20 protein-coding genes and 1 pseudogene are annotated in these 21,763 nt (G+C 70.4%); 13 read left to right on the forward strand and 8 right to left on the reverse strand.

The genetic code is table 11. From position 1 onward, the window contains the following. Positions 1-27 precede the first annotated feature (27 nt). The 3 genes and pseudogenes from OG574_RS33110 to OG574_RS33120 all read right to left on the reverse strand — a co-directional run bounded on the left by OG574_RS33110 (position 28) and on the right by OG574_RS33120 (position 3,008). The gene (locus tag OG574_RS33110; protein ID WP_326776184.1) at positions 28-846 is read right to left on the reverse strand and encodes a thioredoxin domain-containing protein; all 819 of its coding nucleotides are present in this window, start codon (positions 844-846) and stop codon (positions 28-30) included. A gap of 61 nt (positions 847-907) precedes the next feature. After that, positions 908-1,597: a hypothetical protein gene (locus OG574_RS33115; protein ID WP_326776185.1), complete on the reverse strand. Its 690-nt coding sequence runs from the start codon at positions 1,595-1,597 to the stop codon at positions 908-910. An 83-nt stretch (positions 1,598-1,680) separates the two neighbouring features. Continuing rightward, a pseudogene (locus OG574_RS33120) lies at positions 1,681-3,008 on the reverse strand (DUF2252 domain-containing protein). A gap of 225 nt (positions 3,009-3,233) precedes the next feature. Between OG574_RS33120 and dnaE the strand changes: the two are divergent. Next, entirely contained in the window at positions 3,234-6,773 is a 3,540-nt protein-coding gene (gene dnaE / locus OG574_RS33125; RefSeq protein WP_326776186.1) for a DNA polymerase III subunit alpha, read from the forward strand. Positions 6,774-6,892: 119 nt separating this feature from the next. On the opposite strand, the gene OG574_RS33130 is transcribed toward dnaE, so the two are convergent. Continuing rightward, positions 6,893-7,072: a hypothetical protein gene (locus OG574_RS33130; RefSeq protein WP_326776187.1), complete on the reverse strand. Its 180-nt coding sequence runs from the start codon at positions 7,070-7,072 to the stop codon at positions 6,893-6,895. A gap of 307 nt (positions 7,073-7,379) precedes the next feature. Here OG574_RS33130 and OG574_RS33135 point away from each other — a divergent pair, with 307 nt between their 5' ends. From OG574_RS33135 to OG574_RS33150, 4 genes are all read left to right on the forward strand, one after another. Continuing rightward, a complete protein-coding gene (locus OG574_RS33135; RefSeq protein WP_326776188.1) occupies positions 7,380-8,705 on the forward strand; it encodes an NYN domain-containing protein in 1,326 nt (441 codons plus the stop codon). 131 nt (positions 8,706-8,836) lie between these two features. Next, positions 8,837-9,859 carry an ABC transporter ATP-binding protein gene (locus tag OG574_RS33140; protein WP_384264324.1) on the forward strand — a complete coding sequence of 341 codons (1,023 nt, stop codon included), beginning with the start codon at positions 8,837-8,839 and terminating at the stop codon, positions 9,857-9,859. 60 nt (positions 9,860-9,919) lie between these two features. Next, positions 9,920-10,753, forward strand: coding sequence for an ABC transporter permease (locus tag OG574_RS33145; RefSeq protein WP_326776189.1), 834 nt, complete (start codon positions 9,920-9,922; stop codon positions 10,751-10,753). A 34-nt stretch (positions 10,754-10,787) separates the two neighbouring features. After that, positions 10,788-11,447: an AAA family ATPase gene (locus OG574_RS33150; protein WP_326776190.1), complete on the forward strand. Its 660-nt coding sequence runs from the start codon at positions 10,788-10,790 to the stop codon at positions 11,445-11,447. 160 nt (positions 11,448-11,607) lie between these two features. Here OG574_RS33150 and ybaK read toward each other — a convergent pair whose 3' ends face one another. The 4 genes from ybaK to OG574_RS33170 form a co-directional block, all read right to left on the reverse strand. Next, positions 11,608-12,108 carry a Cys-tRNA(Pro) deacylase gene (gene ybaK / locus OG574_RS33155; protein WP_326778713.1) on the reverse strand — a complete coding sequence of 167 codons (501 nt, stop codon included), beginning with the start codon at positions 12,106-12,108 and terminating at the stop codon, positions 11,608-11,610. 36 nt (positions 12,109-12,144) lie between these two features. After that, positions 12,145-12,927: an LON peptidase substrate-binding domain-containing protein gene (locus OG574_RS33160; RefSeq protein ID WP_100592594.1), complete on the reverse strand. Its 783-nt coding sequence runs from the start codon at positions 12,925-12,927 to the stop codon at positions 12,145-12,147. An 11-nt stretch (positions 12,928-12,938) separates the two neighbouring features. Continuing rightward, positions 12,939-13,934 (reverse strand): hypothetical protein, encoded by a 996-nt coding sequence (locus OG574_RS33165; RefSeq protein ID WP_326778714.1) that lies wholly within the window; start codon positions 13,932-13,934, stop codon positions 12,939-12,941. A 142-nt stretch (positions 13,935-14,076) separates the two neighbouring features. Beyond that, positions 14,077-15,651 (reverse strand): oxidoreductase, encoded by a 1,575-nt coding sequence (locus OG574_RS33170; RefSeq protein ID WP_326776191.1) that lies wholly within the window; start codon positions 15,649-15,651, stop codon positions 14,077-14,079. Between the two features lie 217 nt (positions 15,652-15,868). Here OG574_RS33170 and hisD point away from each other — a divergent pair, with 217 nt between their 5' ends. The 8 genes from hisD to hisF are packed head-to-tail and all read left to right on the forward strand — an operon-like array spanning position 15,869 to position 21,622. Then, positions 15,869-17,191, forward strand: coding sequence for a histidinol dehydrogenase (gene hisD, locus OG574_RS33175; protein ID WP_100592247.1), 1,323 nt, complete (start codon positions 15,869-15,871; stop codon positions 17,189-17,191). After that, positions 17,170-18,303 (forward strand): histidinol-phosphate transaminase, encoded by a 1,134-nt coding sequence (locus OG574_RS33180; RefSeq protein WP_326776192.1) that lies wholly within the window; start codon positions 17,170-17,172, stop codon positions 18,301-18,303. The genes hisD and OG574_RS33180 overlap by 22 nt, the downstream gene beginning before the upstream one ends. Then, the gene (hisB, locus tag OG574_RS33185; RefSeq protein ID WP_326776193.1) at positions 18,300-18,893 is read left to right on the forward strand and encodes an imidazoleglycerol-phosphate dehydratase HisB; all 594 of its coding nucleotides are present in this window, start codon (positions 18,300-18,302) and stop codon (positions 18,891-18,893) included. The genes OG574_RS33180 and hisB overlap by 4 nt, the downstream gene beginning before the upstream one ends. A gap of 3 nt (positions 18,894-18,896) precedes the next feature. Then, positions 18,897-19,061: a hypothetical protein gene (locus OG574_RS33190; protein WP_165914440.1), complete on the forward strand. Its 165-nt coding sequence runs from the start codon at positions 18,897-18,899 to the stop codon at positions 19,059-19,061. 20 nt (positions 19,062-19,081) lie between these two features. Then, positions 19,082-19,744 carry an imidazole glycerol phosphate synthase subunit HisH gene (gene hisH, locus OG574_RS33195; RefSeq protein WP_326776194.1) on the forward strand — a complete coding sequence of 221 codons (663 nt, stop codon included), beginning with the start codon at positions 19,082-19,084 and terminating at the stop codon, positions 19,742-19,744. Further along, a complete protein-coding gene (gene priA, locus OG574_RS33200) occupies positions 19,744-20,472 on the forward strand; it encodes a bifunctional 1-(5-phosphoribosyl)-5-((5-phosphoribosylamino)methylideneamino)imidazole-4-carboxamide isomerase/phosphoribosylanthranilate isomerase PriA (RefSeq protein WP_326776195.1) in 729 nt (242 codons plus the stop codon). Before hisH ends, priA begins: the two co-directional genes overlap by 1 nt. Beyond that, the gene (locus OG574_RS33205; RefSeq protein WP_100592252.1) at positions 20,469-20,870 is read left to right on the forward strand and encodes a RidA family protein; all 402 of its coding nucleotides are present in this window, start codon (positions 20,469-20,471) and stop codon (positions 20,868-20,870) included. The genes priA and OG574_RS33205 overlap by 4 nt, the downstream gene beginning before the upstream one ends. Then, positions 20,867-21,622, forward strand: a complete 756-nt coding sequence (gene hisF / locus OG574_RS33210; protein ID WP_100592253.1) for an imidazole glycerol phosphate synthase subunit HisF — start codon at positions 20,867-20,869, stop codon at positions 21,620-21,622. Before OG574_RS33205 ends, hisF begins: the two co-directional genes overlap by 4 nt. The last annotated feature ends 141 nt before the right edge of the window (positions 21,623-21,763 follow it).

Below are 21,763 nucleotides of genomic sequence, written 5' to 3' on the forward strand. Positions count from 1 at the left end.
GTCAGCCGGTGAGGCCGCCGGTTCGCGTCAGCCCTTGAGCGCCTTGTCGACCGCGGTGTTGTAGTCGGCGACGGTGCTGGGCGCGGTCTTGCCGTCGGAGCCGGTGATCTGCTTGCCGTCCATCACGAACGAGGGGGTGCCCTGGACCCCGTACTTGTTGTCGTCGAAGTTCTTCGACATCTCCAGCGCCCACTTGTCGAAGGTGCCGTCCTTGACGTCCTTCTGGAAGGCCGAGTTGTTCTTCAGCTCCGGGACAGTGTTCGCGATCTTGATGAGGTAGGCGTCGTCCTTGAACTTGTCGTCCGTCTCCTCCGGGTGCCACTTCGTGGAGTACAGCGCCTCCTTGAAGTCCCAGAAGGCGTCCTTGGAGACGTTCAGGGCGGAGCCGAGCGCGCTGAGCGCGTTCTTGGAGCCCTCGCCCTGGAGGTTCTTGTCGAGGAAGGTGGCGCCGACGTACTGGATCTTGTACTTGCCGTCGTCGAGGTCCTTCTTCACCGTCGGGCCGACCGTCTGCTCGAAGGCGGCGCAGACCGGGCAGCGCGAGTCCTCGTAGGCGATGAGCGTCTTCTTGGCGGAGTCCTTGCCGAGGGTCACCGTCGTGTTGTTCTTGCCCGTGGTGTTCTCGGGCGCGACCAGCTTGTCGTCCTTCGCGGCTTCCCAGTAGCCGGGCTTGTTGCCCTGCATCACGGCGAAGCCGATGCCGCCGGCTATCGCCAGGACGGCGACGACGGCTCCGGCGACCTTCACCTGCCGCTTCGCCTTGTCCTTCTTGGCCTGCCGCTCGCGCTCGACGCGAAGCCGCTCTCGGGCGGCGGTCTTCGCGGCCTGGCTGTTCCTCTGGCTCATGATCGTTCTCCGTGTGGGTTCTGCGAGGTCTTCGGGGGACTGCTGTGCTGGGCTCGTGGCCTCAGGCGGCCAGAGCCACGCACGGCGGTCCGCGCCGTCCCACGGAGTGCGCCCACAGCTGCGTACGCGTGGCCCGCACCCGGCGCGAAGGGCGCCGCGGCAGGCGGCGTACGGGCTCCAGATGGGCCCGCACCGCGGCGAAGGCGATCAGCAGCGGCCGGAAGGTGAACCCGGCGACCGCGCGCAGCAGCTGGGCCAGCGCCTGCTCGCCGCGGCGCAGCCAGGCGGCTGCGAGGAGGCCGACGGCGACATGCGCGCCGAGGAGCAGCCAGGCGGCGGCAGGGTCGGTGTGCGCGAGGAGCGCGGCCGCCTTGTCGGTGTGTCCGCCGGTCATGCGGGCCAGCGGCGCGCCGACGCTGCCGCCGCACAGGACGTCGAGGCCGACCGCGCGCAGCGGCCCGGCGACGGGCCCGCCCGCCGCGCCGTAACAGACGTGCTGGCCCGTGGTGAACACCGTGTCGGCGGCCAGCTCCAGCGGGACGAGCAGGGCCGCGATCCGGCCGAAGCCGCGCTCACGCCCCGCCAGCGCGTACGCGAGGACGAAGACGGCGAAGGCCGTGGCCGCCACCGTCACCACCGGAAGGGGGACCCGGGACAGCAGGACGTGCGACGCGGCGGAGAGCGTCACGACGAGCGCCGTGAAGAGCGCCGCGCGCACGGCTCTGAGCTGGGTCCCGGATATGTCGTCCATCGCGGAGGAGTGTGCCATGCGTTCCTGTAAGGGACCCCTAAAGGGTCGCTGTGAGTTACGGGAGCGTTGTCGGCCCGTGTGGCCTACAGGCCCGGGATCCGGCCGTTGCGGAAGAGGTCCACGAAGATCTGGTGGTCCGCACGCGCGCGTGCGCCGTAGTCGTGCGCGAAGTCGACCAGGAGGCCCGCGAAGCCGTCCTCGTCCGCCGCGATCGCCGCGTCGATGGCCCGCTCCGTGGAGAACGGCACCAGGGACTGCCCGGACAGGTCGTCGGCCGCCGCGTGCATCGTCGCCGTGGCCCGGCCGAGGTCGGCGACGACGGCGGCGATCTCGTCCAGGTCGTCGATGTCCGACCAGTCGAGGTCCACCGCGTACGGCGAGACCTCGGCGACCAGCTGCCCCGAGCCGTCCAGTTCGGTCCAGCCCAGCCACGGGTCCGCGCGTGTGCCTGCAGGGCGCGCTGCGAGATCACCGTGCGGTGGCCCTCGTGCTCGAAGTAGTCGCGGATCGCCGCGTCGGTGATGTGCCGCGACACGGCCGGCGTCTGCGCCTGCTTGAGATAGATCACGACATCGTTCTCCAGGGCGTCGCTGTTGCCCTCCAGAAGGATGTTGTACGAGGGCAGGCCCGCGGAGCCGATGCCGATGCCGCGCCGCCCCACGACGTCCTTCACGCGGTACGAGTCGGGACGGGTCAGGGAGGACTCGGGGAGCGTCTCCAGATACCCGTCGAAGGCCGCGAGGACCTTGTAGCGCGTGGCCGCGTCGAGCTCGATGGAGCCGCCGCCGGGCGCGAAGCGGCGCTCGAAGTCACGGATCTCGGTCATCGAGTCGAGCAGCCCGAAGCGCGTCAGGGAGCGGGCGTCGCGCAGCGCGTCCAGGAGCGGGCCCTCGGCGGTGTCCAGGGTGAAGGGCGGTACCTCGTCGCTCTTCGCGCCCGTCGCCAGCGCGTGGATCCGCTCGCGGTACGCGCCCGCGTAGACCTGCACCAGCTCGGTGATCTGCTCGTCGCCGAGTGCCTTGGAGTAGCCGATCAGGGCCACCGAGGCGGCGAAGCGCTTGAGGTCCCAGGTGAAGGGGCCGACGTACGCCTCGTCGAAGTCGTTCACATTGAAGATCAGGCGGCCCGTGGAGTCCATGTACGTGCCGAAGTTCTCCGCGTGCAGATCGCCGTGGATCCACACCCGGCCCGTGCGGTCGTCCAGGTACGGGCCGCCGTGCCGCTCGCGCTCCAGGTCCGCGTAGAACAGGCACGCCGTGCCGCGGTAGAACGCGAAGGCGGACGAGGCCATCTTCCGGAACTTGACCCGGAACGCCGCGGGGTCGGCGGCCAGGAGCTCGCCGAACGCGGTGTCGAAGACGGTGAGGATCTGCTCGCCGCGCTGCTCAGCGGTGGGCTGCGGGACCGACATCGCGGGGTGCCTCCTGGTGCGGGCTGTTCCGTCGGGGGTGACGGCGGATGGTGACCGTGGATCGTGACGTGGGGGACAGCTGTCCTGCTCTGTCCAACGCATGACCGTACCCCCGAGTGCCCGTCGGGTGTCAGTGGCCACCCGTAGACTTCCAAGCTGTCCCCCGAGACTGACCGCTGCCCGTCACCGGTCCGTTTCCGTCCGTTTTCGTTGGAGGCCGAAGTCGTGTCAAAGCCGCCGTTCACGCACCTGCACGTCCACACCCAGTACTCGCTGCTGGACGGTGCCGCGCGGCTCAAGGACATGTTCAACGCCTGCAATGAAATGGGCATGACGCACATCGCCATGTCCGACCACGGCAACCTCCACGGGGCGTACGACTTCTTCCACACGGCGAAGAAGTCCGGGGTCGTCCCGATCATCGGGATCGAGGCGTACGTCGCCCCCGAGTCCCGGCGCAACAAGCGCAAGGTCCAGTGGGGTCAGCCGCACCAGAAGCGGGACGACGTCTCCGGTTCGGGTGGTTACACCCACAAGACGATCTGGGCGGCGAACAGCACGGGCCTGCACAACCTCTTCAAGCTGTCCTCGGACGCGTACGCGGAGGGCTGGCTGACGAAGTGGCCGCGCATGGACAAGGAGACGATCTCCCAGTGGTCGGAGGGGCTCATCGCCTCGACCGGCTGCCCGTCCGGTGAGCTCCAGACGCGCCTTCGCCTCGGCCAGTTCGACGAGGCGGTCAAGGCGGCGGCCGAGTACCAGGACATCTTCGGCAAGGACCGGTACTTCCTGGAGCTGATGGACCACGGCATCGACATCGAGCGCCGGGTCCGCGACGACCTGCTGCGGGTCGGCAAGAAGCTCGGCATCCCGCCCCTGGTGACGAACGACTCGCACTACACGTACGCGCACGAGGCGACCGCGCACGACGCCCTGCTCTGCATCCAGACCGGCAAGAACCTCTCGGACCCGGACCGCTTCCGCTTCGACGGCACGGGCTACTACCTCAAGACGACCGACGAGATGTACGCCATCGACTCCTCGGACGCCTGGCAGGAGGGGTGCGCCAACACGCTCCTGGTCGCCGAGCAGATCGACACCACGGGCATGTTCGAGAAGCGCGACCTGATGCCCAAGTTCGAGATCCCGGACGGCTTCACCGAGGTCACCTGGTTCCAGGAAGAGGTCCGGGTCGGCATGGGCCGCCGCTACCCGGGCGGCGTCCCCGAGGACCGGCAGAAGCAGGCCGAGTACGAGATGGACATCATCATCCAGATGGGGTTCCCCGGGTACTTCCTGGTCGTCGCCGACTTCATCATGTGGGCCAAGAACAACGGGATCGCGGTGGGCCCGGGCCGTGGTTCGGCGGCCGGTTCGATCGTCGCGTACGCCATGGGCATCACCGACCTCGACCCGATCACGCACGGACTGATCTTCGAGCGGTTCCTCAACCCCGAGCGCGTCTCCATGCCCGATGTCGACATCGACTTCGACGAGCGCAGGCGCGTCGAAGTGATCAGGTACGTGACCGAGAAGTACGGCGCCGACAAGGTCGCCATGATCGGCACCTACGGAAAGATCAAGGCCAAGAACGCGATCAAGGACTCCGCGCGCGTCCTCGGCTACCCGTACGCGATGGGCGACCGCCTCACCAAGGCGATGCCCGCCGACGTCCTCGGCAAGGGCATCGACCTGTCGGGCATCACCGACCCCGCCCACCCGCGCTACAGCGAGGCGGGCGAGATCCGGGGGATGTACGAGAACGAGCCGGACGTCAAGAAGGTCATCGACACCGCCAAGGGCGTCGAGGGCCTGGTCCGGCAGATGGGCGTGCACGCCGCCGGCGTCATCATGTCCAGCGAGCCCATCGTCGACCACGCCCCGCTCTGGACGCGGCACACCGACGGCGTCACCATCACGCAGTGGGACTACCCGCAGTGCGAGTCGCTCGGCCTGCTGAAGATGGACTTCCTCGGCCTGCGCAACCTCACGATCATGGACGACGCCGTCAAGATGGTGAAGGCCAACAAGGGCGTCGACCTGGAGATGCTCGCCCTCCCGCTGGACGACCCCAAGACGTACGAGATGCTCTGCCGCGGTGACACGCTCGGCGTGTTCCAGTTCGACGGCGGCCCGATGCGCTCCCTGCTCCGCCAGATGCAGCCCGACAACTTCGAGGACATTTCCGCCGTCTCGGCCCTGTACCGGCCGGGCCCGATGGGAATGAACTCGCACACGAACTACGCGGAGCGCAAGAACGGGCGCCAGGAGATCACCCCGATCCACCCGGAGCTCGAAGAGCCGCTGAAGGAGACCCTGGGTCTCACCTACGGCCTCATCGTGTACCAGGAGCAGGTGCAGAAGGCCGCCCAGATCATCGCCGGCTACTCGCTCGGCGAGGCCGACATCCTGCGCCGTGTGATGGGCAAGAAGAAGCCCGAGGAGCTGGAGAAGAACTTCGTCCTCTTCCAGGCCGGCGCCAAGAAGAAGGGCTTCTCCGACGCGGCGATCCAGGCCCTGTGGGACGTCCTGGTGCCGTTCGCCGGATACGCGTTCAACAAGGCGCACTCCTCCGCGTACGGCCTCGTCACCTACTGGACCGCCTACCTCAAGGCGAACTACCCGGCCGAGTACATGGCCGCGCTGCTCACGTCGGTGAAGGACGACAAGGACAAGTCCGCGGTCTATCTGAACGAATGCCGCCGCATGGGCATCAAGGTCCTCCCGCCGAATGTGAACGAGTCCGAGCACAACTTCGCCGCCCAGGGCGACGACGTGATCCTCTTCGGCCTCTCCGCCGTCCGTAACGTCGGTACGAACGTGGTCGAGTCGATCATCCGCAGCCGCAAGGCGAAGGGGAAGTACGCCTCCTTCCCCGACTACCTCGACAAGGTCGAGGCCGCCGCGTGCAACAAGCGCACCACGGAATCGCTGATCAAGGCAGGCGCGTTCGACACGATGGGGCACACCCGCAAGGGCCTCACCGCACAGTACGAGCCGATGATCGACAACGTCGTACAGGTCAAGCGCAAGGAGGCCGAGGGCCAGTTCGACCTCTTCGGCGGCATGGGCGAGGAGGACAGCAGCGAGCCGGGCTTCGGGCTCGACGTCGAATTCTCCGAGGACGAGTGGGAGAAGACGTATCTCCTCGCCCAGGAGCGCGAGATGCTCGGCCTGTACGTCTCCGACCACCCGCTGTTCGGACTCGAACACGTGCTGTCCGACAAGGCGGACGCGGGCATCGGCCAGCTCACCGGCGGCGACTACTCGGACGGGTCGATCGTCACCATCGGCGGCATCATCTCCGGCCTCCAGCGCAAGATGACCAAGCAGGGCAACGCCTGGGCCATCGCGACCGTCGAGGACCTGGCCGGCTCCATCGAGTGCATGTTCTTCCCGGCGACGTACCAGCTGGTGTCGACCCAACTCGTCGAGGATGCCGTCGTGTTCGTCAAGGGCCGCCTCGACAAGCGCGAGGACGTGCCGCGCCTCGTCGCGATGGAACTCATGGTCCCCGACCTGTCGAACGCCGGGACCAACGCGCCTGTGACGATCACCATCCCCACGGTGAAGGTGACCCCGCCGATGGTCAGCAGGCTCGGCGAGATCCTCAGCCACCACAAGGGCAACAGCGAGGTGCGGATCAAGCTCCAAGGGGCCCGTAAGACAACGGTGCTGCGGCTCGACCGGCACCGCGTGCAGCCCGATCCCGCGCTCTTCGGCGACCTCAAGGTGCTGCTCGGGCCGTCCTGTCTGGCGGGCTGAGGCGGCGGGCAGCGAGGAGCCTGAGGCGTTGGCGGTTACGTGAGTGAGGGGCGTTCCCGGAAGATTCCGGGAACGCCCCTCACTGTGTGCCCAGAGGGCTACCTGCCTTGCGGAAGGCGTCAGTTGTGGCCGAAGCGGCGCTGGTGCTTACGGGCAACATCCGCGGGGGTGCCCTGAGCCTGCGACTGCATCTCCGACTGGGCTTCCATACCGGCCGACTTGGCCTTCTCGGACGCCTGCTCGGAGGCGGAAGCGCGGCTGCGCTGGTCGCCCTGCTTGCGGTTCTTGTTCTTGGCCATGGTGACTGCCTCCTGCGGGGGGTCTAGGGGCCAGGGCCGGATTCAGATTCACATATGCTGACGAGGCACGCATTTCAGAGAATTACCGTGCGTTATAAGCGCTGTCAGGGCGTTGTCGGAGCCGCATCGGGAGTTCTGTGAGCGGGCCGGTTCGGGAATTCGTCCGATCCGCCACGCCGAAGATCGAGTTCGGGCCGTTAACCTCCGCGTGGTCGGGCAGACTCGAAGGAAACCCGAAGCGAACCCGCGATCGTCGACACCGTGGGACCTCCGGACGCCGGTAATTCAGCGAAAGAGGGTGGATCGCGTGGACCGTTGCATCGTCCTGGTGGACGCCGGTTACCTGCTGGGGGCCGCCGCGAGTCTCCTCGCGGGGGAGCCGTCCCGGTCCCGGATCGCCGTCGATCACGTCGCCCTCATCCAGGGGCTGCGTGAGCGCGCCGAATCCGACACCGAGCGGCAACTTCTGCGGATCTACTGGTTCGACGGGGCGCCGGACCGGGTGCCCCAGCCCGAGCACCGCCGGCTCCGCGTGATGCCCCGCGTGACCGTGCGGCTCGGTGCGTTGACGCGGAGCGACGGGCGGTGGGCGCAGAAGGGGGTCGACGCGGCGATGCACGCCGAGCTGACCGAACTCGCCCGTAACCGCGCCTGCTCCGACATCGTGCTCGTCACCGGCGACGGCGATCTGCTGCCCGGCATGATGGCCGCGAAGGAGCACGGGGTCGCCGTGCACCTGTGGGCCGTGCAGGCCGCCGACGGCGACTACAACCAGTCCGAGGACCTCGTCGCCGAGGCCGATGAGCGGCGCGTGCTCGACCGGGCCTGGATCACCAAGGCCGTGCGGGCCAAGGAAGTCGGCGGGATCTGTGCGCCGCAGCCCGCTCCGCGGCCGGAGATCGCGGCGATTCTGTCCGCGCCGCTGCCCGAGTCGGCGCTTGCCTCCGCGGCGGGGCACTCCGCTGATCTGTCCGATGTGGCGGGGGGCGGTGGCGCCTCCGTCTCCGGCGGGGGGCCGGGGGGTGCGGCGGGCGGTGACGGTGCCGATCATGGGGTCGCCGCGCGTGAAGGTGACGGCGGAGGGACCGAGGACGAGCGGGGTGGCGTGGGGAGGGGCGTGCCCACGCCCAAGGACCTCGCGGCCCTGCGGGGGCCCGGTGCCGCTCCTGGGCTCGGCGCGCATCCTCATGTCCATCCCGCGCAGCACCCCGCCAATGCGACGTTGCGGTGGTCGTCCGACAAGGGGTGGGTCGAGCGGCCCGGGGTCGTGGGGGAGTCCGCGGACGCGGCGTCCCTGCCGACGCTGGCGCAGCTGACCACCGCGGAGCAGCGGTGGGCCGACCGCGAGGAGGACATCACCACCGTCGGGGGTGACCCCTTCGAGGTGGGGCAGGTGTTCGCCCGGCGGTGGATGGAGCGGCTGGGGGACCAGGTGGAGTTGCAGAAGCTGTCCACCATGTATCCCCGGGTGCCGCATCGCATTGACGGGGAGCTGCTGCGGTATGCCGCGCGGTTCGGGCTCCTTGCCCATAAGGACGATCAGATCGACGAGCACGATCGGTATGCGATTCGGGCCGGGTTCTGGCGCGAGGTTGATGTGCGTAGCGCTGCGGAGCGGGTTGCTGCGGAGTAGGAGGCGGTCCTGCCTGGGGTGGCGGTCCCTCGGTGCCTCTACGTGGATGGGTGCGGGGCGCGTCCCGATTTCGGTGGCATGTCCCTACCCGGGCGTCGTCGGGAGGGTGCGACCCCGTAGTCTCGTCCTTCGTGAGTACGCGCACGGCACAGGCGGCCCCCAGAGGGCGACGGGGGGATGTGGTGTGCGTCGTGCGGGATCTCGTGCGTACGTATCCCGCCACCCGCGGGCGTCGCGGAGCGCCCGGGAGTGCTGCGATCCGGGCCACCGACGGGGTGTCCCTCGAGATCCGGCGCGGGGAGATCTTCGGGCTGCTCGGGCCGAACGGCGCCGGTAAGTCCACCCTCGTACGGCAGCTGACCGGACTGATGCGGCCCGACAGCGGGAGCGTCGGGATTCTGGGGCACGACATCGTCCGGTATCCGGAGCGGGCCTCGCGGATTCTGGCCTATCTGGGGCAGGAGTCGAGCGCTCTGGACGAGCTGACCGTGTCGCTCGCCGCCGAGACGACCGGGCGGCTGCGGGGGCTCGATCTGCGTACGGCCCGTGCCGAGCGGGACGCCGTGGTCGAGGAGCTGGGGCTCGGGGCGATCGCGTCGCGGCCCCTGAAGAAGCTTTCCGGCGGGCAGCGGCGGCTTGCCTGCTTTGCTGCCGCCCTTGTGGGGGAGCGGCCGCTGCTTGTGCTGGATGAGCCGACCACGGGGATGGATCCTGTCGCCCGTCGGGCCGTCTGGGCCGCCGTCGACCGGCGGCGGGCCGAGAGCGGCGCCACGGTCGTGCTGGTCACCCATAACGTCATCGAGGCCGAGACCGTGCTCGATCGCGTCGCTGTTCTGGACCGCGGGCGCGTCATCGCCTGCGACACCCCGGCCGGGCTGAAGGAGAAGGTCGCCGGCGAGGTGCGTGTCGAGCTCGTGTGGCGGGAACGGGCGCCGCTCGATGTGCCTGCCGTCGCCGCGCTGCGGGCTTTTGCTGTCGAGTCCGGGCGCCGCTGGTCGCTGCGGCTCGGCCCCGACGAGGCGCGGGCCGCCGTCGCCGCCGTCACCGGCGGCCCCGCGTTCGCCGCCCTTGACGATTTCTCCCTGACCACGCCGAGCCTGGAAGATGTGTATCTGGCCCTCGGCGGCGAGGCCAAGGGACTGGTGAAGTCTTGAACACGGCGGCCCCCATGGACGTAGTACCCGACGGAACAGTCACGACAGGAGTCGCGCACCGTGAGTGTCGTACCCGCTGAGGCCCTTCAGGGCGGCGCCCGGGCGGGCGCGAGCGGGCTGAGTGCCGAGGTTGACGCCGTCGGCGAGCTCGCCCCGAGGGCCCGGCTCCTGCCGTCCCTCGCGGCCGTGTACCGCGCTCAGCTCTCGCGGGCGCGCGTCGCCAGGATCCCCCTGCTCTTCGTCGCCACCTTCCAGTCCGTCGGCATCATGATCCTGATGCGGGGCGTGGTGGACGGGGGCCGGGAGGCCCAGGCCGTTGTCGCCGGGTCCAGCGTGCTGGTTGTGGCGTTTGTGGCTCTTAATCTGCTCGCGCAGTATTTCGGGCAGTTGCGGGCCGCCGGCGGGCTCGACCACTACGCGACGCTGCCCGTGCCGCCCGCCGCCGTGGTGCTGGGCGCCGCCGGTGCGTACGCCTCCTTCACCGTGCCGGGGACCGTGGTGACCGCCGTCGTCGGCTGTGTCATGTTCCAGCTCCCGCTCGCGCACCTGTGGGTGCTCGCCGCCGTCATCCCGCTCGCCGGTGCCGCGCTCTCCGGGCTCGGCGCCGCACTCGGGCTGCTCGCGCCGCGGCCCGAACTGGCCACGCTGCTCGGCCAGTTGGGCATGTCCGCGGCGCTCCTGCTCGGCGTCCTGCCGGCCGACCGCATGCCGGGGATCATCCAGTACGCGCGCGATCTGCTGCCGTCGACGTACGGCGTCGAGGCCTTCGCCCGCACTTTCGGGGCGCATCCGGACTGGGGCGTCGTGCTCCTCGATCTGGGTGTCTGCGCGGGCGTCGGCGTCGCCTCGCTGGCCCTTGCGACCTGGGCGTACCGCCGGGCAGCCGTCCGGTGACGCGCGGTTCGCGGGCGCCTGGCACGATGGCAGGGTGACCGCACCGCTGACGCCACGACCCCAGCAACCCCAGCAACCCCAGCACGACCCCTGGCAGGCCTCCGGGCCCGCGGGTGCTGTGCCGTCGCACGCTCACGAGCACCAGGAGGACGGGCCAGGGATGAGGACCGAGTTGCGGGAGGCCGCCGTCGTCACGGTCACGCTGGCCGTGTGCGGCCTGCTCCTGGGCGGGCTGTGGATGTGGCTCGCGCCGCATGTGCCGCTCGTCGCGGACGCGCAGGCCGTCTACCTCAAGGACACCGAGGGCGAGCAGGCCGTCGGCGTCGACGGGACGTTCACCCTGCTCGGCGTCGCGTTCGGCGTGGTCAGCGCGGTCGCCGTTTTCCTGTGGCGCAAGCGCGGCGGCGTACCGCTCGTCGTCGCCCTGGCCGTCGGCGGACTCCTCGGCGGGCTTCTCGCCTGGCGGTTCGGGGTCTGGCTCGGCCCGACGCAGGACGTGGCGGCCCACGCCAAGGAGGTCGGCAAGGGCGTCACGTTCGACGCGCCGCTCGAACTCAACGCGAAGGGCGCGCTCCTCGCCTGGCCGCTCGCCGCGATGATCGTCCACCTCGGCCTGACCGGCCTGTTCGGGCCCCGCGATCCCGACCCGTACTTCGACACCCACTACCCGCAGGACACCCCTCCGGCTCCCTGAGGGCGGCTCTCAGGCGGGCCTGCGCCCGTGATTGGCCTTGTGCTTCCTGACCCGCCACTTCCGCTTGCGCGTCCTCTTCGACATGTCCTCGGTATTTAGCCGAGGACATGTCGTGCGTCGAGAGGTGGCGGGGATTCCGGGTTGCCGGGGGTCGGCGGCGTCAGGTGCGGCCGATGGGGGCCAGGACCGCGGACGTGAGCGTCGCCAGGTCCGTGGGGGCCAGCTCCACCTCCAGGCCGCGGCGGCCCGCCGAGACACAGATCGTGACGTGCGCCCGCGCCGAGTCGTCCAGGACCGTACGCAGCTTCTTGCGCTGGCCCAGCGGGGAGATGCCGCCCCGCACATAGCCCGTGGTGCGCTCCGCCGCCGCCGGGTCGGCCATCGCGGCCCGCTTGCCGCCGACCGCAGTGGCCAGGGCCTTCAGGTCGAGCTGGCCCGCCACGGGCACGACGGCGACGGTCAGCTCGCCGTCCACGTCGGCGACGAGCGTCTTGAACACCCGGTCGGGGGAGACGCCCATCGCCTCCGCCGCCTCGTCCCCGTACGAGGGATGGGCCGGGTCGTGCTCGTACGCGTGCGTCGTGAAGGGCGTGCCCGCGGCGGTGAGCGCCACGGTCGCGGGAGTTCCCCCGGACTGCTGCTTCTTGGACTTCTTCGCCAACGTCCTCATGCCTTACGTCAGTCGGGACCGGCCACGTCAGTTGAGGCTGGTCGCCTGCCGGGTCAGGTCGCCGGCCGGCAAGGACGGCAGATTACGGATGATCGCCGTCTCGGCGCGAAGGAGTTTCAGCTCGTCGCGCAGGCGCGACGCCGTGTCCGGGGCCTGGAGGAGGCGCTGCTTCGTCGGTACGTCGAGGACGGCCGCCGCGGCCACCAGGTACGACACGACGGACGGGTCGTCGGGCAGGTCGGCGCCCGTGGCCAGGGAGCGCTCACGGGCGCCCGCGAGCCGCTTCTGGTAGGAGCGGAAGGCGCGCAGCACGCCCTCGGCGAGGGCGCCCGCCTCGTCGCCCGGCTCCTCGGGCAGCTCCTCGACCTCGGCGGTCAGATAGGCGCCCGACGCGTCGACCGAGTGCACCTTCACGCGGGTCGTGCCGGTGGCGAGCACCTCGAAGCTGCCGTCGGCGCGCTCGCGGATCGTCGCGGCGTCGGCGATGCAGCCCACGCCGTGCAGGGCCTTGATCGGGTCGTCGCCGAAACCCGCGGCCGGGCCCGCCTCGGCGGCGGTCTTCGCCGCCTGGTCAGGCATGCCGGGGGCGCTGGGCGCGACCTCGTGGCCGTCGCGGATCGCCACGACGGCGAACCGCCGCGGCTCGTCGGAGTCGGTGGGGTCGCCGGAAGCCTCGGAACCCCCGGAGGAGGTCTTCAGCAGGTCGCGCATCATGGCGCGATAGCGCTCCTCGAACACGTTCAGCGGAAGCACGAGTCCCGGGAACAGCACCGAGTTGAGCGGAAAGAGCGGAAGCCGGACGGTGGTCACGACGGTCAAGCCTAATGGGAGCCGGAGGTGAGAGGTCCGCGACCGGTGTCGCGACCCCCGAGCGTACGGGCCGCGGCGACCTCGATCCGTACCCCGTCGCGCAGTTCCAGGAACTGTCCGAGCGGGTCGTCCGAGATCCGGTCCCAGGGGAAGGACGTCGCGTACGGGCCGGTCAGGCGCAGCTGTTCCAGGGCGTCGGACCAGCGCTCCAGGCGGACCAGGACGTAGGTCAGGAGGTTGCGGACCTCGGCCGGCCAGGGGTCGTCGGCGCTGTACTCGCGGGACAGGGCGATCGCCAGGTCGGCGGCCTCGTCCAGGCGCTCGCGGGGCACCTTCGCGGCCGGTCCCGGGCCCACCTCGCTCGTCAGGTACGCGAACGCGGCCCGCACCGGGAGCGCCTGCACCAGGGATCCCGGCAGGGCGTCCTGCGCCGCGCGCTCGGCGAAGTCGAAGCACTCGCGGTGCGAGCCGTACCAGGCGGCCGACAGGTACTGGAGCGCCGACACATGGCAGCCGTAGTGGTGTGGGGAGCGGCGCACGGCCTCGGCCCAGAGCTTCTCGAAGACGGTGTGCGAGGCGTTCGTGCCGCGCGCGTGGTCGAGGGCGACCCGCCATGGCACCGGGTCGCCGGGGTCGCCCTCGGCGGCGGCGGTGATCAGCGGCGTCACCTCGCGCAGCAGCTCGGCGCGGGCGGGCGACTCCCAGCCGCGCGCTACTTCCAGCTCGGCCTTGACGAGGAGGGCGTCCGGGTCGTGGGGCGCCGCGAACCGCCAGTCGTCGAACCATTCGCCGCGCGATCTGGCGAAGGCGGCGAGCCGGGTGACGTAGCGGTCCCTGTTCTCCCACTCGCCGGCCTCGCGGGTGGCGGCCAGCAGCTTGGCGGCCGCCTCGTACTCGCCCCGGCCCGCGGCGACGAGCGCCGGCGCGAGGCGTTCGTCGGGGACGTCGAGGAGGACGTCGTCGTCGGCGGGCAGGCCGGCCGCGAGACCCGAGGTGTGGCGGACCATCCGCGCGGTGCGGATGAGGGCGCGCAGCAGTGCCAAGGTGTGGACCCCGCTCCCCGTCGCTCGGTTGATGGTTGCGCTGGGATGACGGCTGGAATGCGCCCATGGTTGCCCGCGGTCCGGCAAAAAATGCGAGGGGGCCCGGTCAGTTTCTGCGGAGCAGCCGGGTGGCCCCCGCGGCGACCGTCGTGGCGAGGATCCAGCCGAGCAGGATCAGCGCGGTCGCGGCCCACTGCCAGCCGCCCCGCAGCTGCCAGTAGCCGTCCTGGCCCAGGTCGATGACGGGCAGGATGAGATCGAGCGAGAAGAGTGCGGGACTCCAGTTCGGCGACTCGCCCGGTTTGATGGCCGGATGTGACGAGTGGGAGAAGGCCAGCGTGCTCGCCGCCCACAGCACGGCCATCCACACCGCGGCCCGCCCCGGGCGGTACCCGTAGGCGACCGTCCAGTCCTGGATGTATCCCCAGATCTTCGCGGCGGGCGGCAGCGTCTCGCGGCGGCGGCGCTGCTTGGCGAGCAGCACCTCGCGCGCGTCGGCGTCCTCGCCGCTGTTGCGCAGCACGGCCGCGAGCTTCTCGTACGGCTCCGGGCTGTACTCCGGAGTCGCGGCCGACAGCCACTCCAGGCGCCGCGACAGCGGGAACGGGCCGGAGGGGATCAGGTTCTCGTACGTGAAACCGCCCACGCGCAGACCGCCGGGGCCCGGCCAGCTCGCCGCCCTGTCGATGAGGTTGACGACCTTCGCGCCGGACAGGACGATCCGCCCGCGCTGCGGCCGCTCGCACAGGAAGCGCAGCTCGGGCGTCTGGATGCGGCGCAGCGACACCTCCTGGTCGTTCTCCAGATGGAAGCGCGCCTGGTCGAGGTCGACGGCGTCGCCGAACCGGCCGTCGTCGAGCCGGACCCCGCCCTGGCACTCGAAGCGCTGCACGCGGGTGCCCTGGGCCGGTGTCGTGCCGCTGGTCTGGAGCGGATTGCCGACGCCGGCGGGGGTCAGATACAGGGACCGCTCGACCGTCAGCTGCGGCGCGTTGAGCGCGCGGCGCCCGTACGCGTTGGAGAGCCGGCTGCCGCGCAGGCTGAGCGACACACCGATCTGCGCGCCGCGCAGGCTGAGCTCGCCGTGCGTCTCCAGCATCTCGGCCTGGAGGTCCTGGCCGACGGACATGCCGTCCGCCATGATCGACTTGCCGCGCCGGTCGCGGTACACGACGGCCTGGTTGAGCAGCAGGTCCGTGCCGATGTGGGCGTCGGTGAGGCGTACGCCGCTGTGGAAGCGGCAGCGCGGCAGATGCAGATCGCCCTCCGTGTGGACGCGGGCGCCTTCCAGGCGGGGGATCGAGCAGTCGACCAGGCGCAGGGTGGTGAACCTGGCCTCGGGAAGCAGGATCTCCTTCTCGAAGCGGCACTGCTTCATCTCGACGTACGGCACGACCCCGCCGCCCGCGACGTCGAGCACGTCGGTGATCTGTACGCCCTTGAGCTTGAGTGACGCGACACGCCCCGACAGCGCGGGCGGCCCGTCGAGCAGCAGCCAGGCCACGATCCGCGCCCGCACGCTGCGGCCGGGCCCCCAGGCGTGACCGCCGTGCGGGTCGTCCACGTCCGGGTCGCCCGAGCTCAGGTCGTAGACACTGCCGTTGCGGAAGGCCTGCCACATGCCGATCTCGGTGCCCGTGAGACCGTCCGGCGGATCACCGATGCCGGTACCGTCGACCACGACTCGTCTTCCTCCCCGTAGACCCCCGGATCCTCACGGAGCCCCGCACGTCCCGGTACGGCTCCGCTACTCGCGGGTTTAGTACAACTGTTCATGCCCGCTGAGTGACGGGCTGAACGCTACTGGTGAAGGTCATCCTCCGGTCTCGCGCAGTGATCCGTATCAGCCATTGATACGGACGTCGGGCGCTGATGTGACGTCTGCGAGAATTGAGCACGTGATCTCCCGAATCGATCTGCGCGGCGACGCCCTCCCCGAGGGCCCCGCACTGCGCGACCTGCTGCCCCGAGCCGACTTCGACGTTCAGGCCGCCCTCGAGAAGGTGCGTCCGATCTGCGAGGCCGTGCATCATCGTGGCGACGCGGCGCTGATCGACTACGCGGAGCAGTTCGACGGCGTGAAGCTGGAGTCCGTACGGGTTCCCGCCAAGGCCCTCCAGGACGCCCTGGAGCAGCTCGACCCCGCCGTGCGCGCGGCTCTGGAGGAGTCGATCCGCCGGGCCCGCATCGTCCACCGCGAGCAGCGCCGCACCACCCACACCACGCAGGTCGTCCCCGGCGGCTCGGTCACCGAGAAGTGGGTGCCCGTCGAGCGCGTCGGCCTGTACGCGCCGGGCGGCCGCTCCGTCTACCCGTCCTCCGTGATCATGAACGTGGTGCCCGCGCAGGAGGCCGGGGTCGAGTCGATCGCCCTCGCGTCCCCCGCCCAGGCCGAGTTCGGCGGACTGCCGCACCCGACGATCCTGGCCGCGTGTGCGCTGCTCGGCGTCGACGAGGTCTACGCGGCGGGCGGCGCCACGGCCGTCGCGATGTTCGCGTACGGCACCGAGTCCTGCCCGCCGGCGAACATGGTCACCGGACCCGGCAACATCTGGGTCGCCGCGGCCAAGCGCTACTTCACGGGTCTCATCGGCATCGACGCCGAGGCGGGCCCGACCGAGATCGCGGTCCTCGCGGACTCCACCGCCGACCCGGCGCACGTCGCGTCCGACCTGATCAGCCAGGCCGAGCACGACCCGCTCGCCGCCGCCGTCCTCGTCACCGACTCGGCCGAGCTCGCGGACGCCGTCGAGAAGGAGCTGGAGCCGCAGGTCGCGGCCACCAAGCACATCGACGACCGGATCCTCCCGGCCCTGCGCGGCAGGCAGTCCGCGATCGTCCTGGTCGACGGGGTCGACGAGGGCCTGCGCGTCGTCGACGCATATGGCGCCGAGCACCTGGAGATCCAGACCGCCGACGCCGCCGCGGTCGCCCAGCGCGTGAAGAACGCCGGCGCGATCTTCGTCGGCCCCTGGGCACCGGTGTCCCTCGGCGACTACGCCGCGGGCTCCAACCACGTGCTGCCCACGGGCGGCTGCGCCTGCCACTCGTCCGGTCTGTCCGTCCAGTCCTTCCTGCGCGGCATCCACATCGTGGACTACACGCGCGACGCACTCGCCGACGTCGCCCACCACGTGGTCACGCTCGCCGAGGCGGAGGACCTGCCCGCGCACGGCGCGGCGATCAAGGCAAGGTTCGAATGGAAGGTTCCCGGCCAGTGACCGGCATCGACGATCTGCCCGTACGGGACGAGCTGCGCGGCAAGTCCCCGTACGGCGCCCCCCAGCTCGACGTACCCGTACGCCTGAACACGAACGAGAACCCCTACCCGCTGCCCGAGGCGCTCGTCGAGCGGATCGCGGAGCGGGTCCGCGAGAGCGCCCGCGACCTCAACCGCTACCCCGACCGGGACGCGGTCCAGCTGCGCACCGAGCTCGCCGGCTATCTCACGCGCACCGGCGGCCACCACGTCGGCATCGAGAACGTCTGGGCCGCCAACGGCTCGAACGAGGTCATCCAGCAGCTCCTGCAGACCTTCGGCGGCCCCGGCCGCAGCGCCATCGGCTTCGAGCCCTCGTACTCGATGCACGGCCTCATCGCGCGCGGCACCGGCACCGGCTGGATCTCCGGACCGCGCAGCGCGGACTTCACCATCGACGTGGAAGCGTCCGTGCGGGCCATCGCGGAGAACCGCCCGGACGTCGTCTTCATCACGACGCCCAACAACCCCACCGGCAGCGCGGTCCCGCCCGAGACGGTCCTCGCCCTGTACGAGGCCGCACAGGCGGCCAAGCCGTCCATGGTCGTCGTCGACGAGGCCTACATCGAGTTCAGCCACGGGAATTCTCTTCTCCCGCTGCTCGAAGGCCGGCCGAATCTCGTCATCTCGCGCACCATGTCGAAGGCGTTCGGCGCGGCGGGCCTGCGCCTCGGCTACATGGCCGCCGCCCCCGCTGTGGTCGACGCCGTCCAGCTGGTGCGCCTGCCGTACCACCTGTCGGCCGTCACCCAGGCCACGGCGCTCGCCGCCCTCGAGCACACCGACACGCTCCTCAAGTACGTCGAGCAGCTCAAGGACGAGCGCGACCGCCTGGTGACCGAGCTGCGGGCGACGGGCTACGAAGTGACCGACTCGGACGCCAACTTCGTGCAGTTCGGCCGGTTCGAAGGCGAAGGTGCCGCGCACGCGGTGTGGCAGCAGATCCTCGACCGGGGCGTCCTGGTCCGGGACAACGGCGTACCCGGGTGGCTGCGTGTCTCCACGGGCACCCCGGACGAGAACGACGCGTTCCTCGATGCGGTACGCGCAATCAAGAAGGAGCGGAACGCATGAGTCGCGTAGGCAGGGTGGAGCGGACCACCAAGGAGACCGCGGTCCTCGTCGAGATCGACCTCGACGGCACCGGCAAGGTCGAAGTCTCCACGGGCGTGGGCTTCTACGACCACATGCTCGACCAGCTCGGCCGCCACGGCCTCTTCGACCTCACGGTCAAGACCGAGGGCGACCTGCACATCGACACGCACCACACCATCGAGGACACCGCCCTCGCGCTCGGCGCCGCCTTCAAGCAGGCGCTCGGCGACAAGGTCGGCATCTACCGCTTCGGCAACTGCACCGTCCCGCTGGACGAGTCGCTCGCCCAGGTCACGGTCGACCTCTCCGGCCGCCCCTACCTGGTGCACACCGAGCCCGAGAACATGGCCCCCATGATCGGCTCGTACGACACGACGATGACCCGGCACATCCTGGAGTCGTTCGTCGCGCAGGCCCAGATCGCGCTGCACGTCCACGTCCCGTACGGGCGCAACGCGCACCACATCGTGGAGTGCCAGTTCAAGGCGCTGGCCCGCGCGCTGCGTTACGCGTCCGAGCGCGACCCGCGCGCCGCGGGCATCCTTCCGTCCACGAAGGGCGCCCTCTAAGCCATGAACGGCCTCAACACCGTCCTCATCGTCGTCGGTCTCTTCCTGATCGGCGGCGTCATCTCCTTCGTCAAGCAGGGCTTGCCCAAGGGCCTGATCGCGCTGCTCTCCATCGCCGCGGCCATGTGCCTGGTCTCCGGCGTCCTGCGGCTCGACTACTGGAACTGAGGGGCAGGGAGCAGCCAGCCATGACTTCAGCCAAGCCCGCCGGCACGGCCGGCAAGAAGGTCGTCGTCTTCGACTACGGGTTCGGCAACGTCCGTTCCGCCGAGCGGGCCCTGGCCCGCGCGGGCGCGGACGTCGAGATCACCCGCGACTTCGACACCGCACTCAACGCCGACGGCCTCCTCGTCCCCGGCGTCGGCGCCTTCGCCGCCTGCATGAAGGGCCTCAAAGAGGTGCGCGGCGACTGGATCATCGACCGCCGCCTCGCCGGCGGCCGCCCCGTGATGGGCATCTGCGTCGGCATGCAGATCCTCTTCGCGCGCGGCATCGAGCACGGCGTCGAGGCCGAGGGCCTCGACGAGTGGCCCGGCACGGTCGAGCCCCTCAAGGCCGAGATCGTCCCGCACATGGGCTGGAACACGGTCCGCCCGCCGCAGGACACCGAGCTCTTCGCCGGTCTCGACAGCGACGCCCGCTTCTACTTCGTGCACTCCTACGCCGTGCAGCAGTGGGACTTCGAGGTCGGCAACGTCCACATGCGCCCGCCCAAGGTCACCTGGGCCACGCACGGCGAGCCGTTCATCGCCGCCGTCGAGAACGGCGCACTGTGGGCGACACAGTTCCACCCCGAGAAGTCCGGCGACGCCGGCGCCCAACTCCTCACGAATTGGATCGGAACCCTCTGATGTCCCGCACGCTCGAACTCCTCCCCGCCGTCGACGTCCGCGACGGCCAGGCCGTACGTCTCGTGCACGGCGAGTCCGGCTCGGAGACCTCCTACGGTTCCCCGCTCGAGGCCGCCCTCGCGTGGCAGCGCTCCGGCGCCGAGTGGCTGCACCTCGTGGACCTGGACGCCGCGTTCGGCACCGGCGACAACCGCGCGCTGGTCGGCGAGGTCACCGGCGCCATGGACATCAAGGTCGAGCTGTCCGGCGGCATCCGCGACGACGCCACGCTCGCCGCCGCGCTCGCCACCGGCTGCACCCGCGTCAACCTCGGCACCGCCGCCCTGGAGACCCCCGAGTGGGTCGCCAAGGTCATCGCCGAGCACGGCGACAAGATCGCGGTGGGCCTGGACGTGCGCGGCACCACGCTGCGCGGCCGCGGCTGGACCCGCGACGGCGGCGACCTCTACGAGACGCTCGCGCGCCTCGACTCCGAGGGCTGCGCCCGCTACGTCGTCACCGACATCGCCAAGGACGGCACGCTGCAGGGCCCGAACCTGGAGCTCCTGAAGAACGTCTGCGCGGCCACCGACCGCCCGGTCGTCGCCTCCGGCGGCGTCTCGTCGCTCGACGACCTGCGGGCCATCTCCGAGCTCGTCCCGCTCGGCATCGAGGGCTCGATCGTCGGCAAGGCGCTGTACGCGAAGGCCTTCACGCTGGAAGAGGCGCTCGCCGCGGTGGCGTCATGACCGACGGCGTACGCAGGGTCGGCTCGGACGGGCCGTGGGAGGAGGCCGTGGGCTACTCGCGCGCGGTCGAACTGCCCAACGGCCTTGTCCTGGTGTCCGGTTGTACGTCCGTGGTCAACGGCGTCATCGACGCGGGAACGCCGTACGAGCAGACGCTCAACGCGTTCCAGGCCGCGTTCGACGCCCTCAAGACCCTGGGACTCGGGAGCGAGCATGTGGTGCGCACCCGTATGTACATCACCCATGCGCGCGATGTGGACGACGTGGGCCGGGCCCACAAGGAGCTGTTCGACGCCGTCCGCCCCGCCGCATCCATGATCATCGTCTCCGGCTTCATCGACCCGAGCCTGGTCGTCGAGGTCGAGGTGGAGGCGTACCGAGGAGACACACCGTCATGACGCTGGCCGTACGGGTCATCCCCTGCCTGGACGTGGACAACGGACGGGTCGTCAAGGGCGTCAACTTCCAGAACCTGCGCGACGCGGGCGACCCCGTCGAGATGGCGAAGGTGTACGACGCCGAGGGCGCCGACGAGCTGACGTTCCTCGACATCACGGCGTCCTCCGGCAACCGCGAGACGACCTACGACGTGGTGCGCCGCACCGCCGAACAGGTCTTCATCCCGCTCACCGTCGGCGGCGGCGTCCGCACGGCGGACGACGTGGACAAGCTGCTGCGGGCCGGCGCGGACAAGGTGGGCGTGAACACGGCCGCCATCGCCCGCCCCGAGCTGATCCGCGAGATCGCCGAGCGGTTCGGTCGCCAGGTGCTCGTCCTGTCGGTCGACGCGCGACGCACGCCGTCCGGCACGTTCGAGGTGACGACGCACGGGGGCCGCAAGTCCGCCGGGATCGACGCCGTCGAGTGGGCGCACGAGGCCGCCGAGCTCGGCGCGGGCGAGATCCTGCTCAACTCGATGGACGCCGACGGCACGAAGGACGGCTACGACATCGAGATGATCGCCGCCGTCCGCAAGCACGTCACCGTGCCGGTGATCGCGTCCGGCGGCGCGGGGCGCCTCGAACACTTTCCGCCGGCGATCGCCGCGGGCGCCGACGCGGTGCTCGCCGCGTCCGTCTTCCACTTCGGCGATCTGCGGATCGGCGAGGTCAAGGAGACACTGCGCGAGGCGGGACACCCCGTCCGCTGACACCGGAGCGCGCACTCTCAGGCCCCGGCCGCCCACAAGGGCGGCCGGGGCCTTTTGTCCGGCCTGACGCGCGGCCCGATGCGCGGGATTGGCCTGGCCCTGATGCGCAGGATCAATTGCGCAATTTATCTTGCGCAATAT

This window comes from Streptomyces sp. NBC_01445, assembly GCF_035918235.1.
Classification (GTDB): domain Bacteria; phylum Actinomycetota; class Actinomycetes; order Streptomycetales; family Streptomycetaceae; genus Streptomyces.

Bases quoted from the DNA above. Each gene is read 5' to 3' on its own strand.
- OG574_RS33110 (WP_326776184.1), bottom strand. From the start codon at position 846: ATGAGCCAGAGGAACAGCCAGGCCGCGAAGACCGCCGCCCGAGAGCGG.
- OG574_RS33115 (WP_326776185.1), bottom strand. From the start codon at position 1,597: ATGGACGACATATCCGGGACCCAGCTCAGAGCCGTGCGCGCGGCGCTC.
- OG574_RS33130 (WP_326776187.1), bottom strand. From the start codon at position 7,072: ATGGCCAAGAACAAGAACCGCAAGCAGGGCGACCAGCGCAGCCGCGCT.
- OG574_RS33165 (WP_326778714.1), bottom strand. From the start codon at position 13,934: ATGGTCCGCCACACCTCGGGTCTCGCGGCCGGCCTGCCCGCCGACGAC.
- OG574_RS33180 (WP_326776192.1), top strand. From the start codon at position 17,170: ATGGAAGGTTCCCGGCCAGTGACCGGCATCGACGATCTGCCCGTACGG.
- hisB (WP_326776193.1), top strand. From the start codon at position 18,300: ATGAGTCGCGTAGGCAGGGTGGAGCGGACCACCAAGGAGACCGCGGTC.
- OG574_RS33190 (WP_165914440.1), top strand. From the start codon at position 18,897: ATGAACGGCCTCAACACCGTCCTCATCGTCGTCGGTCTCTTCCTGATC.
- hisH (WP_326776194.1), top strand. From the start codon at position 19,082: ATGACTTCAGCCAAGCCCGCCGGCACGGCCGGCAAGAAGGTCGTCGTC.
- priA (WP_326776195.1), top strand. From the start codon at position 19,744: ATGTCCCGCACGCTCGAACTCCTCCCCGCCGTCGACGTCCGCGACGGC.
- OG574_RS33205 (WP_100592252.1), top strand. From the start codon at position 20,469: ATGACCGACGGCGTACGCAGGGTCGGCTCGGACGGGCCGTGGGAGGAG.
- hisF (WP_100592253.1), top strand. From the start codon at position 20,867: ATGACGCTGGCCGTACGGGTCATCCCCTGCCTGGACGTGGACAACGGA.